Source organism: Cryobacterium sp. TMT1-2-2, from assembly GCF_004403505.1.
GTDB classification, from domain to species: domain Bacteria; phylum Actinomycetota; class Actinomycetes; order Actinomycetales; family Microbacteriaceae; genus Cryobacterium; species Cryobacterium flavum.
In genome coordinates this window covers 31,174-46,158 of record NZ_SOGS01000026.1, presented here as the reverse complement: position 1 = coordinate 46,158, position 14,985 = coordinate 31,174, and the positions used below count along the sequence as shown (strand labels likewise).

The following is a 14,985-nucleotide window of genomic DNA, read 5'->3' as shown; positions in this document are numbered from 1 at the left end:
CCAGTAGGAGGCAGAAAATGACGACAACAGACCGTCCCATCCGTTTAGCCCTGGTCGATGACCACAGGATGCTCCTGGGTGCCCTCACCGAGTGGATCCGCAGCGCCGCTGATGACATCGAGATGGTAGCGGCGGTGACCACCTGGCCCGAGCTGCTGACGCATCCCGAGTTTCCGGTGGATGTCGTGCTGCTCGACCTCGATCTCAAGGACAACATTCCGGTGTCGCTGAAGATCTCCACACTCAAGACGACCGGTGTGAAGACGGTGCTCATGAGCACCTATTCCGAACCGGCACTGGTGCGCGAAGCCCTCGCGGCAGGCGCGCTCGGCTACCTCGTGAAGAGCGAGGAAGCCAGCATGATCGTCGACGCCATTCGCGCCGCCTACAATGGCAAGTCGTACATCTCGGCCGAACTCGACTACGCGCTCAACTCCACCGAGAACGTCGAAGGTCCCCGCCTCAGCGCCCAGGAACGCCGGGTCATGGCGCTCTACGGTGCCGGCGAGCCGGTCAAGGCCGTCGCCTACCAGCTCGGCATCTCCGAGGAGACCGCCAAGAGCTACCTCAAACGCATTCGCGAGAAGTACCGCCTCGCCGGATACGACGTGGGAACCAAGGTCGCGCTGCGCAAGCGTGCCATCCACGACGGCATCCTGCTGCAGACCGACTGATTGTTCGTCTGAACTTGACCGGCCTTCTCGATGAGGGCCGATCAGTGTCGTTTAAGGCGGGCACGGTCAGACGGCGTCAGTGCTCGCGCACGACCGGGATCAGCTGCGTCCCGTAGGGCACATGGTGGCCGCGCCGACGACGCCGACGGTCGATGCTGAAGGTGAGCAGGGTCAGCAGCACGCCGAGCCCGCTCAGCCCCACGCCGATCCACACCGGGGCGAGATAGCCGAGCCCCGCCGCGATGGCCACACCGCCGAGGGCCGCGCCGAGCGCGTTGCCCACGTTGAGCGAGGAGTGGTTGAGCGCCGCGGCGAGCGACTGGCTCTCGTGCGCGACGTCCATCAGCCGGGCCTGAATGGTCGGTGACAAAGCGGATGCTGCCGCCCCCACCAGGAACATGCCCACCAGCAGCCCGGCCAGGACCTGCGCCGACAGGCCGAGCGTGACGAGCGCGATGATGAGCACGCCGAACGAGATGTACATGGTGCGGCGCACGCTCCAATCGGCCAGCGCTCCCCCGGCGAAGTTGCCAACCGTCATGCCGAGACCGACGACCACCAGAATGAGCGGCACCGCCGCGGCTTTCAGCCCGGTGATCAGGGTCACCAGCGGGGCGACGTAGGTGTACACGGCGAACAGCCCGCCGAAGCCGATCGCACCGATCGACAGGGTGATCCACACCTGCAGTTTGCCAAACGCCTGAAGTTCGGCCCGCATGGTGGCTTTCGGGTTGCCGTTCTGGAACGGTACGAACACGGCGACGGCCGCGAAGGTGAGCGCGAAAATGGCGGCGACGACGAGGTAGGCGACGCGCCATCCGCTCATCTGGCCGATCCAGGTGATGGTCGGCACCCCGATCACGTTGGAGATGGTGAGGCCGCTGAGCACGATCGCGATGCCGCGGGCCCGCTTGCCCGGGCCCATCAGGTGGGCGGCGACGAGCGAGGCGATGCCGAAGTAGGCGCCGTGCGGCAGTCCGGCCACAAAGCGGGCCGCGAGTACGGTCTCAAAGGTCGGCAGTAGGGCCGAGGCGATGGTTCCGAGGGTGAATGCGGTGAGCAGCGCGAGCAGCAACTGCTTGCGCGGCCAGCGCGCGGCGGCCGCAGCGATCGTGGGCGCACCGACGACGACTCCGAGGGCGTAGGCCGAGATGAGCCAGCCGGCCTGCGCGTTGGCGGCATCCGGTGCGTTGGCGTACAGGCCGGGCAGCAGGTCGGCGGCGAGGTTTGGCAGCAGACCCATGGCGACGAATTCGGTCGCGCCGATGCCGAATCCGCCCAGGGCCAGGGCTAACAGGGCAAGACGAATACGGGTCGACGACAGCTGCGTCGACCCGTCAGGAGTGAGGGGCATGCGTCAAGCCTAAGCCCCATGGCGCTCTCGTGGCCCGTCTGCCCGCCGCACATCATCTGCGCGACCAGCGTGTCGCGGTGTGAGCAGCGTCACCATTTGAGTTATCGCAAAATAGTGGGTCGGCATAGCTTCGGTCGGTGAACTCGCGAGTGCAGCGATGCGGGCAACGGCGACTGGCAGGGTCGACCGCGGTGGCTACTCACGATCTATGGATCCAATCCAAGCGCTGCGAGAAGCTCACCAATTTTGTGGTGTCGTTCCAGGGGATGCCGAAGAGGAAGCTCGGGGTAGAGCTGATAGCTGTTGCGCCGTCCGTCGCGGTGACGCGTGAGATAGCCATCTGCGACGAGTTCGGCGATGATGCGTTGGGCGGCGCGTTCGGTGATTCCCACTTCTACTGCGATATCGCGCAATCGCATCCCGGGGTCTTGAGAAACGCAGAGCAGCACGTGTGCGTGATTAGTGAGAAAGGTCCAGACGGCCATCGTTTGATCATAGACGACACACGCTCCGCAATACACGCTAGTGTTAGCACGTATTGCTCAGCGTGCATTGACGGGGTTGGTCACCATGGAGTCGCGCCGCTTCTTCGAACTTCGAGCAGAGTAAATCAGAGAGCCACAATGTGATCGATCCCACCATTCTTTTCTTTCTGCTCGGAGCAGTGGCCGGTCTTCTGCGTTCAGAGTTGCGTCTTCCGGCGGCGATGTACGAGTTTGTGAGCATCGTGCTGTTGCTGGTCATTGGCCTCCAAGGCGGCGTGGAACTGGCCAAGCAGCCCTTCGCCAACCTGTTGCCGCAGATGCTGGCCGTGGTGACCATGGGTTTTGGCCTCACCCTGCTCGCGTTTCCCGTGCTGCGCTATCTGGGCCGGTTCAAGCGAGCGGATGCGGCCTCTATCGCCGCCCATTACGGATCCGTGAGCGTGGGCGCCTACGCCGCTGCCGTCGCCTACCTCGGCAGCCAGCAGATCTCGTTCCAAGAACACATGCCGCTGCTTCTGGTCTTGCTGGAAGTGCCCGCAATTCTGGTGGGAATTGTTCTGGCGCGAGGCATCTCGCGCAAGACGCGGTGGAAGTCGATCGCCCATGAAGTGTTTCTGGGGAAAGGCATCGTGCTGCTCCTGGGCGGACTCCTCATCGGCTGGGTAGCTGGCCCGGACGGGTTGTCGTCCATCGAAGCGCTGTTCGTGGATCTCTTCAAGGGAATTCTTGCTCTTTTTCTGCTGGAGATGGGCTTGTTTAAACTCCGGTGTCGGTCACGTTCACTCGTGTTCCACCTTGCGTCCCCGCTGCCGTACGACCAGGACGGGGCATGTCGCGTGCCGCACGCACTGCTCACTCACGGAACCGAGCAGCATCCCCGTGAGGCCGCCACGACCGCGAGATCCAACAACGAGAATACGAGCGTCTCGTGAGACGGCAATGAGGCTCTTCGCAGGGCTGGCATGAACCGCCCGGTAGCTCACCACGACCGCGAGATGATTCTCGACGCTGGTCCGCGCGTCCCGCACCAGTTCATCGTGGACCGCTGAGAGGTACTCCTCGAACGAAGAGACATATCCGAACTCCCAACTTGATGGCCGCGGAGCTGTCGCGATGGACCACGCCCGCACAACAACAACGGGAACGTGCAACTGGTCGGCGAGTTCAAGGGCCATGGCTAGTGCGTAATCGGCACAGTCTGAGCCATCGTGTCCGACCACGATGCTATTGCTCGGGGCTGGCACCAGTTCAACGGTGTCGATCGCGCCGTCAACGCTCATTGGTAGTTCTCCTTATCGGTAACGGGGGGTGACAGCGATGCCGGCCCGCAGGCCGATGGGTGGCACCCAGCTGGCCTTGCTAGCGGCAAATCCTGTGAAATGACAGTTCTAAAATACGCTTTCAGATTACCGAATTATGGTTCATGTGTCTATCCTTGGTGGAAGAACCCCGGATGCACTCGCTCACGACGACAGGCGATCTTCGGTATCACCGAGGAACCGTACATCGTCTTCACCGCCAACGCCTTCGCCCTGCTCGGGCTGCGTGCGCTTTTCTTTCTCGTCAAGGGACTCCTGGACGAGTTGGTGTACCTATCCACCGGTCTGGCGCTCATCCTCGCTTTCATCGGCGTGAAACTCGTTCTGCACTGGGGACACGGTATCGACGACCGCGTGCCGGAGATCAGCACCAACCTGAGCCTTGTCGTCATCGCTGTCGTCTTGACGGTGACCACAATCGCCAGCCTGATCAAGGTTCGTCTGAACCCGACCATACGCGCCCACGCCGGCTCACTGACTGCCGATGATCCGCCCGACTCCGAACGGACAAGCTAACCGCCCAATCAGGACGTGAAGCCCGCGTGGCGGTTCGCTCAGTCGGATTTCCCTTGCCCTAACGCACTCTCGAGTCGCTGGAGCTTGCCGGCCAGCTCGCCCGTGTGACCTGGGCGGATGTCGGCCTTCAGCACGAGGGAAACGCGCGGCCCGAAGGCTCCCACTGCCTCGGTCGCCGCCTTGATCACGGCAAAGACTTCGTCCCAGTCGCCCTCAATGGTGGTGAACATGGAATCGGTGTGGTTGGGCAGCCCGGAGTCGCGCACGATGCGCACGGCGGCGGCGACCGCGTCGTGCACCGACCCCTGCGAGTCGGCGGCGACGGACGGTGCAACGGAAAAGGCTACAAGCATTGTGACTCCTTAGATGTGATGGTCTGAGCTGGGATTGCGCGCACTGCTACTCGGGGCCGGGCCGCGCCGATGGCGGACCCGCGACCGCACCAGGAACTTACCGATTTCCTCGACCCAGAGCGCGGAAGACCCCACCAGCACGGCCAGGCCCCAGTGGGATGCAGTGAGTTCTGTGGTGTCGAAGAGCCCCTGCAGAACCTGGAGCTGCACCACACAGATCTGCAGGATGATCACGGCCGCCAGGGCGACCCAGATGCTCCGGTTCGTCAAGGTCTGGATCGAGAATACGGAGTGCGTGTCCGAACGCACGTTAAGCAGATTGAACACCTGGTAAAACACGAACGTGGTAAACGCCAGGGTGCTGGCGAATGCCGCATCATCGGCCCTGTCCGGGAACACGACCGGCGCAAGGGTCAGGACGGCGATGGTGCCAGCGGCCATGACGATCCCCAACCCGAGGATTCGGACGAGCCGACCTCGGGTCAGCAGCCGTTCATCTGCCGGGCGAGGCTGTTCCAGCATCGTGCCCGGCTCCGCCGCATCCACGCCGAGGGCGAGCGCGGGCGGGCCGTCCATGATGATATTGACCCAGAGGATCTGCAGGGCGGTGAACGGCGCACCGCCGGCCAGCCCGGTGACGCCCGCGATCAAAAAGATGAGCACGAACCCCCACGCCGTGGTGAGCTGAAATCTCACGAACTTCAGGATGTTGGCATAGATGCCGCGGCCTTCTCTGACCGCCGCCACGATGGTGGCGAAGTTGTCATCGGTGAGGATCATATTCGCTGCGCCTTTGGACACGTCCGTACCGGTGATGCCCATCGCGATACCGATGTCGGCCTGCTTCAGGGCCGGGGCATCGTTGACACCGTCCCCGGTCATCGCCACGATATTGCCCCCCTGCTGCAGAGCCTTGACCATTCGAATCTTGTGTGCCGGGGTGACCCTCGCCAACACGCCGTAACCGGCAGCACGTCGGCCAAGCTCGCCGTCGTCCAGTTTGTCCAGGTCCGGACCGGACGCGGCGTCGCCGGGGATACCCAAATTCTTGGCGATGGCCGAAGCCGTGATCAGGTGATCGCCCGTGATCATGTGTACTTGGATGCCAGCTCTCCGCGCCACGGCGATGGCCTCGGCAGCCTCGGCACGGGCAGGATCGACAATTCCCACGATTGCGTAGATCGTCAAACCGGTGACCATGGCTTGCAACGATTTCTCGTCGTCTGGGAGAGCGGCGTCAAGCCGCCGCCCGGCGATCATGAGTGTGCGCAGGCCCTCCCCGGCCAGTTTCTGAATGGCAGCGTGGATCCGTTGGCGATGTTCCTCGGTGATCGGCCGGATTCCGTGCGCGGTGAGTACCGAATCGGCCAGCTGCATCAGCGCGACCGGGGCCCCCTTGGCCAGACACTGGTCGACGGTCAGCGGCGCGGACGGGTTCGAGTTGGGCGTTGTCGACGCCAGCCGGTGGAAGGTGGCCATGTATTTGTACTCAGAATCGAACGGGACCTCCGCCACGCGCGGGTGATCTTGCCGGGCTGCCTCAACGTCGAGACCGCCCTTTTCGGCCAACACGAGCAACGCACCTTCCGTCGGATCTCCCACCAGCCTGCCGTCACGGATCACGGCATCGTTGCACAGCGCCATCGCCAGTAACGCCTCGGTCAGGTCGGGCACCGGCAGGTCCTCCGGGGTCAGGATTTTCCCGTTTGTCGAATAGCCCTCGCCGGTGACCAGAAAATCGTGTCCGTGAATGTGTAGGCGGTGTGCCGTCATCTCGTTCATGGTCAGCGTGCCGGTCTTGTCCGTGGCGATATGGGTGACGCTGCCCAGGGTTTCCACCGCCGAGAGCTGCTTGAGAATGGCCCCACGGCCCGCTAGCCGAGAGGCTCCCATCGCCAGAGTGAAGGCGACGACCGCCGTGAGTCCCTCTGGAATTGTCGCCACGGCCAGCGACACCGCGGTGATCAGCAGGTCGGACCACGACTGCCCACGGATGAGACCCAGCACAAAGACAACGGATACCACGAGCAGGGCCACCACGGTCAGCATCTGGGCCAACTGGTCGATCCTCTTTTGGAGGGGGGTACGTTCGCCTTTCACCTCGCTGAGCAAAGCCGCAATTGCACCGACCTCTGTGCGCATACCGGTAGCGGTGACGACCATGGTGGCCCGGCCACGGGTGACCTCGGTGTTCATGAAGACCATGTTGTCGCGGTCGCCAGGCGGCAGGCTCGCAACCGTGAGGGCACGCGTCGTCTTGCCGACGGGTTCGGATTCTCCGGTCAGTGTGGCCTCGGCCACCTGCAACCGCGATTCTTCAACGATGCGGCCGTCGGCCGGAATGGAGTCCCCGGCGTCGAGCAGAACAATATCTCCGGGCACCAGCGCGGACCGAGGAACCTCCAGCTCGGTGCCGTTACGGCGAACCACCGCCGTTCCCGCAGACATAGTTCGCAACGCCTGGAGGCTGTTTTCGGCCCGTCGTTCCTGCAGATAATTCAATGCCGTGTTCAGGATGATCACCGCGAGGATAACGACAGGCGTCTCCCATTCGCCTGAGACGACGGCGCTCACCACTGCGGCGATCACCAGCACGAGCGTCATTTTCTCCGCCAATAAACGGATGATTTTGCGCCAGGCCGGTATCCTTCTGGGCTCGGCCAGGACATTGGGTCCGTACTCTTCCTGTCGCGCCTCAACCGAGCCGTCGTGCAGACCGGCTCCTGGATCGACGTCCAACATCGTGGCGACGACCGTGGCAGAGAGGGTATGCCACGCCAGGGGCTTCACTGCGGGCTCAGCACTGACACCAACGGCCGGTGACTGTCGGGATCGAGAACTCACAAGAATGCTCCTGAATACCGGTGGAGGTCGATAGCAGCACTGCGGGTGCGCCATTGAGATCAGCGGCCCCGCAAGCCACCACGACCGTGGAATCCAACAACGAGTATACGAGCGTCTCGTCAGAGGTCCATGAGGCGCCTCGCCTGATCGACGCCTGATCCGGCTTCGAGGGGTGCACCGGGAGTCGGGGTGGTTAGCTAGGCCGGATTCGCGCGGGCCTCGGCCGGTAGAGCGCCCCGATCGCCCAGCCGAGCAGCACGAACTCGAGCAGGTTGCGCAGGGTCAACACGAGCACCATAAGCGGGTTGGCCACGAGCAGCCAGTCGTACAGGTAGGGGTAGACGACCTGGGTGAGAGCGGCGAGCGCGAGCCCGAGCAGCGCCGGTGTACGCCAGGCCCGGCCGCTCTGCACGAGTCCCAGAATGATCGGTGCGGCCAGCCAGCTGATGAACTGCGGCGACCCCACCTTGTTGAACGCGATCAGGGTCACCGTCAGCGCGAGCGTCAGCGGCGGCAGCACCGCGAGCCATCCAGCGCCCATGCGTTGGGCGCGCACGCCGAGGAGCAGCACGGCAGCGGCAGCGACCGCCAGCAGCGGGGTCATCAGAACGCTCAGGGCGGTGGTGCCGGTGCCGGCGACCTGAAAGGTAAGAATCTGATGGTCGTAGTAGACGAAACTGCTCGGCACGCCGAGCGCGGCCTGCCAGAGCCAGGGCACGGCGACGGGCGATTCGATCTGGATCCCCCGGCCGGCCTGCTCCGCCACGAAACTCAGCACGTGAATTCCGCTGCCGCGGGCAAGGCTGAGCGCCGCGGCCACGGCGACGACCGCCGCGGTGACGGCGGCGGCGACCCCGAGCATCCGCCAGCGTTGTTTCGACGCCACGAACAGGGCGGCGAGCACGGCGACCGGCCAGATTTTGATCCAGGTCGCGATCGTGAGCAGTGCCGTACCCCAGAACGGGCGCCGGCGCAGCCAGAGCAGGGCCACGATGACGAGGGGCACCGTGATCGCGTCGATGCGCACGAGCGCGATGGGGCCGAGCAGCGCCAGAAAGAGCAGCCACCACCAGGCCGCGCTGCGGTGTTCGCGCACGAGCACGACGAACGCCCCCGCGTTCAGCGCCGTCACCAGCGCGAACCAGGTTCCGAGGTAGGCCGGGCCGCCGAACGCGAACGCGGCGGAGATCGGCAGGAGGGCGAGCAGCGGGTAGACGAAGTTTTCGGTGATTCCCACGATGCTGCCGGCGGCCGCGTTCTCGGCCCAGCCGCGGTAGACCACCTCGACGTCACCGAGCGGATACCCCGGCCCGAACACGGCCAGAAGAATCAGCAGCAGGTGCACGAGAGCGAAGGCCGACCACTGTGCGGCGAGCGGATGCCGCCGGGGTCGCTGACCGCTACGGGTCTCGTCGTGAATTCGCACGCTTTACTTTCGCACAGCCGGCCGTCGTGCGGGACCAGCCGGCGCATCCGTCGTATTTCGTCGAATTGGCGGTCAGTCGGCCTAAAAGGTCGCTGCGACGCTCGACGCCCTGCGGTCCGACTGCAGGTTAGCGGTTCATGCCGAACAGCGGTTGGCCCGGGCTGCCACACCCCAGTGCCGCACCCGGGACTTTCTCGCCCGCATTCCGCTTTAGCGACTGAGGCTGCGGGTCGCCTAGCGCGCGCCGGGGTCGGCCCAGTGATCGAGCAGCGCGGCGACGGCACGCGGCACGGCATCGGCGATGTCGAGGGCTGCAATCGGGCCTCCGGCGGAGGCGAGCCTGGCGGCTTCGGCGTGCAGGAGCGCGGCGGTGGCGGCGAGCGGGGCGAGGGAGGCGGCATCAGTTTCGAGCTGGTCGGAGTGGGTGGCCAGGAGCGCACCGAGAATGCCGCCGAGCACATCGCCGGAGCCGGCCGTAGCCAGCCAGGCCGGCCCGGTCGACACGGTCAGGCGGGCGCCCGACGGCGACGCTACGTGGGTGACGGCACCCTTGAGCAGCACCGTCACGTCGAACAGGCGCGCGGCGCGAATGGCCCACTCCCCCGGGTTGGCGGCGATCTGGGAGGCCGAACCGGGCTTGGCCTCGTGCGCGAGCATGGCGGCCAGCTCCCCGGCGTGCGGGGTGATCACGGTCGGACCGATCGCCCGGGAGACCAGATCGAGGGCGCCGGCGTCGAGAACGGTGGGCAGGCCCTCCGCAAGGGCTTCCGTCAGGGCTGTGGTGACGGCATCCGTTCTGGTGCTGGCGTTGATACCGGAGCCGAGCAGCCAGGCCTGCACCCGACCGGGCACGGTCACGATCTCGGGGCGGCGCTGCAGCACGAGGGTGGCGGCGCGGCGCGGCCCGAGGTAGCGCACCATGCCAAGGCCGGTGCGCACGGCCGCGTCGACGCCGAGCACCGCCGCGCCCGGGTAGTCCTTGGAGCCGGTGCGCACGCCGAGGACGCCGCGCGAATACTTGTCGTCGCCGGCCTGGGGCCGGTAGACCCAGTCGCGGGCCTGTTCGGCCTCCCATTCAAGCCAGCCGCGCGGTTTCACCATGCCTCCACGATAGGTCGTTTTCGGTCTGCTCGCGGGCCCACCGCCCGGTCGTCCCTCGGGCAAACGGATGCCGCGCCCCGGTGCGCCGCCCCGCCCCGAGCCGCCACCATTCGCGACCGCCCCCGAAATTGGTGCGCGCTACGGTAACCGGCGTAGCGGCCACCCATATCGGGCGCGGTCATCCGCTCGTCCGCCCTGGCACGGGCGAGGGGCGAGTCAGTCGCTGATCGTGGAGCTCTGCGAGCCCTCCAGCTCCCGTGCATCGCTGCGGCTGAAGGCGACGGTCTGCGACACGCAGATGATGTTGCCCTCGGTGTCCTTGAACCAGGCCGCGCGATCCGCGCTGGTCGTGGCGATGCCGTTCTCGGTCTTCAATCCTGGAAAATCGTATTCCTCGAACGTGACGCCCCGGCCGCGCAGCACGGCAACCTCGGCTTCGATGTCATCGGTGTCGAAACCGATCGCGGTGTTGGCCGCGGTGCCGGCGTTCTCGGTTTCGTACACCATGATGGCGGCGCCCTTCGGGGTGCGGTAGAGCAACCCTTCCACGCGTTCCTCATCGGGTTCCATGCCGAGCACGTCTCTGTAGAAGCGCCGGGCACGCGCCAGATCGCGCGCGGGAAGCACCGAGTAGGTTTCCAATTGGTTTAACATGAGCTTTCCCTTTCTGCACTTTCATAGGTGAATGTGCATTTTTCAGGGAACATTTTACGCCCGCGTCGACGTCTTGGCAAGGCGGGAGCAGCATCCGCATGCCGTTGACGCGAGCACGTCTAGGCGGTCAGAAGCTGCGGGGCTAGTCGCGACGCGTGGCGTCCTGCACTTCGCCGACCAGCTCCTCGATGATGTCCTCCAGAAAGAGCACCCCGGTGGTCTCGCCCTCGGCGGTGAAGGACCGCGCGAGGTGCGCGCCCGAACGCCGCATGGTGGCGAGGGCGTCTTCAAGGTCGGTGTCTTCGAAGATCGAGATCAGGGCACGGATGCGCTTGGCCGGGATCCTTCCCGCGTAACTGTCTGGCACGGCCAGCGTTGCGGCATCGGCCGAAGCCGCGGCAACATCGAGGTCGAGCACGTCCTTCAAGTGCACGTAGCCGGTGAGATAGCCCTCAGTATCGGCGAGCACGTAGCGGGAGAATCCGTGGCGCGTCACGGCCTTCTCGACGTCGGCCGGCGTGGCCGATTCCGGCAAGCTAACCAGCTTGCCGAGAGAGACCGCCACATCGCGCACCTTGAGGTTGGTGAACTCGAACGCGGCGCTGAGCGCTCCGGTTCCATCGCTCAGCACGCCCTCGCGGGTGGACTGGGTGACGATCGTGGCAACCTCGTCGAGGGTGTACGCGCTCGTCGCCTCGTTCTTCGGCTGCACTCCGAACAGACGCAACACACCGTTGGCACAGGCGTTGAGTGTCACGATCAGGGGCTTGAATACCCTGGCCACGAACACCAGCGGCGGCGCGAGCAGCAGCACGGCGCGGTCCGGCACCGAGAAAGACAGGTTCTTCGGCACCATCTCACCGAACACGACGTGCAGGTAGGAGACCAGCAGCAGCGCAACGACGAACGCGATGGTGCCGATTGCGCCTTCCGGCAGACCGGTCAGGCCCAGCGGTACCTCGAGCAGATGGTGGATCGCGGGTTCGGACACGTTCAAAATGAGCAGCGAGCACACGGTGATGCCCAGCTGCGAGGTTGCGAGCATCAGTGTCGCGTGTTCCATCGCCCACAGCGCGGTCTTCGCGCTGCGCTTGCCGGCTTCGGCGAGCGGTTCGATCTGCGAGCGGCGGGCCGAGATGACGGCGAATTCCGCCCCGACGAAGAAGGCATTGGCTGCGAGGAGTACGACCAACCAGGCAAGTCCGGCCCAGTCGCTCATTTGTCGCTCACCTTCTTTCGATCGGATTTGGTGTCAACGGCCAATGCGGGTTCCGGCACAGCCTCCGGCGTGAAGCGCAGCCGGTCGATGCGGCGCCCCTCCAGTCGCTCAACGGTGAGGAAGCCGCCGTTGACCGGAACCCGATCACCGATCACCGGCAGCCGGCCCAGCTCGCTCATGACGAAACCGGCGACGGTCTCGTACGGGCCCTGCTCCGGCACGACGACGTTCGTGCGTTCGAGCAGTTCGTCTGGCCGGAGCATGCCGGGAAAGGTCAGGGAATCGGGCGAGCGCACCACGCCGGCGCGAGCCCGGTCGTGCTCGTCGGCCACCTCGCCGACCAGTTCCTCGACCAGGTCTTCGAGGGTGACGACACCGGCTGTTCCGCCGTACTCGTCGACAACGATCGCCATCTGGTAGCTACGGCCTCGGAGTTCGCTGAGCAGGTCGTCGAGCTTCATGGTCTCCGGCACGCGAACCGGGTCGGTCTGCAGGGCCGACACCGGGACATCCGCTCGCCGGGCGCGCGGCACGGCTACCGCCTGCTTGACGTGCACGATGCCCACGACGTCGTCGACGCTTTCGTCGACGACCGGAAACCGCGAGTAACCGGTGGAGCGGGCGAGGTCGATGACGGCCTGCGCCGAATCGGTGCGGTGGATGCTCGCCACCCGCGGCCGCGGCGACATAACGTCGGAGGCATCGTGTCCGGAGAACAGCAGCGTGCGGTGCAGCAGGGTCGCGGTGTCCTTTTCGAGCAGTCCGGCGCTGGCCGAGCGGCGCACCAGCGAGGAGAGTTCCTCGGCGGTGCGGGCGCCGGAGAGTTCTTCCTTGGGTTCAATGCCGATGGCGCGCAGCAGACCGTTGGCGCTGTTGTTCAGCACCAGCACGGCCGGTTTGAACACTGTCGTGAATACGGTCTGGAACGGGATCACCAGGCGCGCGGTCTGGATGGGCAGGGCGAGCGCGAAGTTCTTGGGAACCAACTCGCCGATGACCATCGACACCAGGGTCGCGGTGACAATGGCGATCGTGGTGCCGAACAGCGGAACCACATCGCCGGGAAGCCCGAGCGCGGTGAGCGGGGCGCGCAGCAGCGACGACAGGGCCGGCTCGATGGTGTACCCGGTGAGCAGGGTGGTGAGGGTGATCCCCAGTTGCGCGCTCGAGAGGTGCGTCGAGGTGATTTTCAGCGCGGAGATGGTCAGTGCGAGGCGGGTCTCCCCGCGACCCTGTCGCGCTTCGAGGTCGGCGCGGTCGAGATTCACCAGGGCGAACTCACTGGCGACGAAAAGGCCCGTTCCGACGGTGAGGATGAGGCCGAACCCGAGCATGATCAGCTCAGACACAGGCAGCACCGCCAGCTCCTAGCGGCGAGGGTTTATGAGAAGACGGTTCAGCGGTGGGAGGGTCATCCATTATTCATCCGAGTATACCGGGCGCATCTGACACTCGTCCGGTGACCAGCGGATGCTGCCTCCGCGAAATACCGCCGGCCCTACCAGCGCTATCGCAGCCCTACCAGGAAACGGGAAGCGCCTTGCCCTCTTCGTAGCCGGCCGCCGACTGAATGCCCACGAGAGCCTTCTCGTGAAATTCGGCCACGGTGGTGGCCCCGGCGTAGGTGAACGAGGAGCGCACGCCCGAAGTAATCATGTCGAGCAGGTCCTCGATCGACGGCCGCAGCGGATCAAGGTAAATCTTCGAGCTCGAGATTCCCTCGGCGAACAGGGTCTTGCGGGCGAGGTCGTACGCGTCGAGGCGTTCGAACCGGGCCTGTACGGCCTTGGTCGAGGCCATTCCCCAGCTTTCCTTGTAGAGCGCGCCACGGGCATCCGTATTGAGTGTGCCTGGCGCTTCGGCGGTTCCGGCGAACCAGGAACCGATCATGACGGATGCCGCGCCGGCGGCGAGTGCCAGCGCCACGTCCCGCGGGTAGCGCACCCCACCGTCGGCCCAGACATGAGCGCCGAGTTCGCGGGCGGCGGTGGCCGTTTCGAGCACGGCCGAGAACTGGGGCCGACCGACGGCCGTCATCATGCGGGTGGTGCACATGGCGCCGGGGCCGACACCGACCTTGACGATGGTGGCGCCGGCGCCGACCAGGTCGCGCACGGCATCCTTGGTCACGACGTTGCCGGCTACGATCGGCAGTCCGAGGTTCAGGTCGGCGACGATGCCGAGCGCGCGCAGCATGCCGTCCTGGTGGCCGTGGGCGGTGTCGATCACCAGAATGTCGACGCCGGCCGCGGCGAGCGCGCGGGCTTTCGCCGCGACGTCACCGTTGATCCCGATCGCCGCAGCCACCTTGAGCCGTCCGTGGACGTCGAGGGTGCTCTGGTAGAGCGTGGAGCGCAGCGCGCTCTTGCGACTGAGGGTTCCGACCACGACGCCGTGGTGCAGTACCGGGGCGAAGTCGATGTCGGCCTCGGTCATCAGGTCGAACGCGCGACGCGGCCCGTCGACGTCATCGGCGTCGAGCGCGGTCAGTTCACCGTGCAGCAGATCGCCCAGGCGAGCGTCGGGCAGCGCGGTGGCCAGTCGGCTGGCGGCGATGCAGCCGAGGTAGTCACCGGTACCGGAGTGGATCACGATTCCCTGCCCGGGAACGGCCGGAACCTGCCGCAACGCCCGCTCGACGGTGTCGTCGGGCGCGAACACGAACGGCGTGTCGAAACGAACCGATTGGTCTTTTACCCAGCGGATGGCCGCATCCAGGTCCTGCAGGTGCATGTCCTGCGGCAGCACCCCGAGCCCTCCACGCCGCGCCAGAGAGGCCGCCAGACGCGGCCCGGTGACCGAGTTCATATTGGCCGAGACGACAGGTATCGTGGCGCCTGTGCCGTCATCCGGGGCCAGCGAGACATCTAAACGGCTGGTGACGGCCGATTGGCCGGGCACCAGGAACACGTCAGAGTAGGTCAAATCGTGGCTGGGCGTCGTTCCATAGAACTGCATACCAAGAACGCTAGCCGCTCAGTGGGGTGTTTATGGCCCGGCGGGATGGGATTAGGCTAGATGGGCAGACTGACCTGGCGGT

At 65.5% G+C, this 14,985-nt stretch carries 13 protein-coding genes and 1 pseudogene; 3 read left to right on the top strand and 11 right to left on the bottom strand.

Features of this window, described 5'->3' with window-relative positions; genetic code table 11:
• The first annotated feature begins 17 nt into the window (after window positions 1-17).
• Window positions 18-674, top strand: a complete 657-nt coding sequence (locus tag E3T35_RS16765) for a response regulator transcription factor (RefSeq protein WP_092111590.1) — start codon at window positions 18-20, stop codon at window positions 672-674.
• A 76-nt stretch (window positions 675-750) separates the two neighbouring features.
• Here the strand turns inward: E3T35_RS16765 and E3T35_RS16760 are convergent, their stop codons facing one another.
• Both E3T35_RS16760 and E3T35_RS16755 read right to left on the bottom strand, forming a co-directional pair.
• The gene (locus tag E3T35_RS16760; RefSeq protein WP_092340568.1) at window positions 751-2,028 is read right to left on the bottom strand and encodes an MFS transporter; all 1,278 of its coding nucleotides are present in this window, start codon (window positions 2,026-2,028) and stop codon (window positions 751-753) included.
• Window positions 2,029-2,234: 206 nt separating this feature from the next.
• Complete coding sequence (locus E3T35_RS16755) at window positions 2,235-2,513, bottom strand: helix-turn-helix domain-containing protein (RefSeq protein WP_134346239.1); 279 nt, start codon at window positions 2,511-2,513, stop codon at window positions 2,235-2,237.
• Window positions 2,514-2,653: 140 nt separating this feature from the next.
• Between E3T35_RS16755 and E3T35_RS16750 the strand changes: the two genes are divergently transcribed.
• The gene (locus E3T35_RS16750) at window positions 2,654-3,445 is read left to right on the top strand and encodes a sodium-dependent bicarbonate transport family permease (protein WP_241988893.1); all 792 of its coding nucleotides are present in this window, start codon (window positions 2,654-2,656) and stop codon (window positions 3,443-3,445) included.
• On the opposite strand, the pseudogene E3T35_RS19945 reads toward E3T35_RS16750, so the two are convergent.
• Window positions 3,383-3,688: pseudogene (locus tag E3T35_RS19945) on the bottom strand (universal stress protein); the annotation flags it as partial. The gene E3T35_RS16750 and the pseudogene E3T35_RS19945 overlap by 63 nt on opposite strands.
• A gap of 204 nt (window positions 3,689-3,892) precedes the next feature.
• Between E3T35_RS19945 and E3T35_RS16740 the strand changes: the two are divergent.
• The gene (locus E3T35_RS16740) at window positions 3,893-4,348 is read left to right on the top strand and encodes a hypothetical protein (RefSeq protein WP_134380169.1); all 456 of its coding nucleotides are present in this window, start codon (window positions 3,893-3,895) and stop codon (window positions 4,346-4,348) included.
• A gap of 38 nt (window positions 4,349-4,386) precedes the next feature.
• On the opposite strand, the gene E3T35_RS16735 is transcribed toward E3T35_RS16740, so the two are convergent.
• From E3T35_RS16735 to E3T35_RS16700, 8 genes are all read right to left on the bottom strand, one after another.
• On the bottom strand, window positions 4,387-4,701 hold the full coding sequence (locus E3T35_RS16735) for a thiamine-binding protein (protein ID WP_134346235.1): 315 nt from the start codon (window positions 4,699-4,701) through the stop codon (window positions 4,387-4,389).
• A 9-nt stretch (window positions 4,702-4,710) separates the two neighbouring features.
• On the bottom strand, window positions 4,711-7,491 hold the full coding sequence (locus tag E3T35_RS16730) for a cation-transporting P-type ATPase (protein WP_241988892.1): 2,781 nt from the start codon (window positions 7,489-7,491) through the stop codon (window positions 4,711-4,713).
• A 247-nt stretch (window positions 7,492-7,738) separates the two neighbouring features.
• Window positions 7,739-8,971: a glycosyltransferase 87 family protein gene (locus E3T35_RS16725; protein ID WP_134380165.1), complete on the bottom strand. Its 1,233-nt coding sequence runs from the start codon at window positions 8,969-8,971 to the stop codon at window positions 7,739-7,741.
• A 234-nt stretch (window positions 8,972-9,205) separates the two neighbouring features.
• On the bottom strand, window positions 9,206-10,072 hold the full coding sequence (locus E3T35_RS16720; RefSeq protein ID WP_134380163.1) for an ADP/ATP-dependent (S)-NAD(P)H-hydrate dehydratase: 867 nt from the start codon (window positions 10,070-10,072) through the stop codon (window positions 9,206-9,208).
• Window positions 10,073-10,288: 216 nt separating this feature from the next.
• On the bottom strand, window positions 10,289-10,726 hold the full coding sequence (locus E3T35_RS16715; protein ID WP_134380161.1) for a VOC family protein: 438 nt from the start codon (window positions 10,724-10,726) through the stop codon (window positions 10,289-10,291).
• 142 nt (window positions 10,727-10,868) lie between these two features.
• Entirely contained in the window at window positions 10,869-11,945 is a 1,077-nt protein-coding gene (locus E3T35_RS16710) for a hemolysin family protein (protein ID WP_134346226.1), read from the bottom strand.
• Window positions 11,942-13,279, bottom strand: coding sequence for a hemolysin family protein (locus tag E3T35_RS16705; protein ID WP_134346265.1), 1,338 nt, complete (start codon window positions 13,277-13,279; stop codon window positions 11,942-11,944). Before E3T35_RS16705 ends, E3T35_RS16710 begins: the two co-directional genes overlap by 4 nt.
• Window positions 13,280-13,463: 184 nt before the next feature.
• The gene (locus tag E3T35_RS16700) at window positions 13,464-14,903 is read right to left on the bottom strand and encodes a GuaB1 family IMP dehydrogenase-related protein (RefSeq protein WP_134380159.1); all 1,440 of its coding nucleotides are present in this window, start codon (window positions 14,901-14,903) and stop codon (window positions 13,464-13,466) included.
• Window positions 14,904-14,985 lie beyond the last annotated feature (82 nt).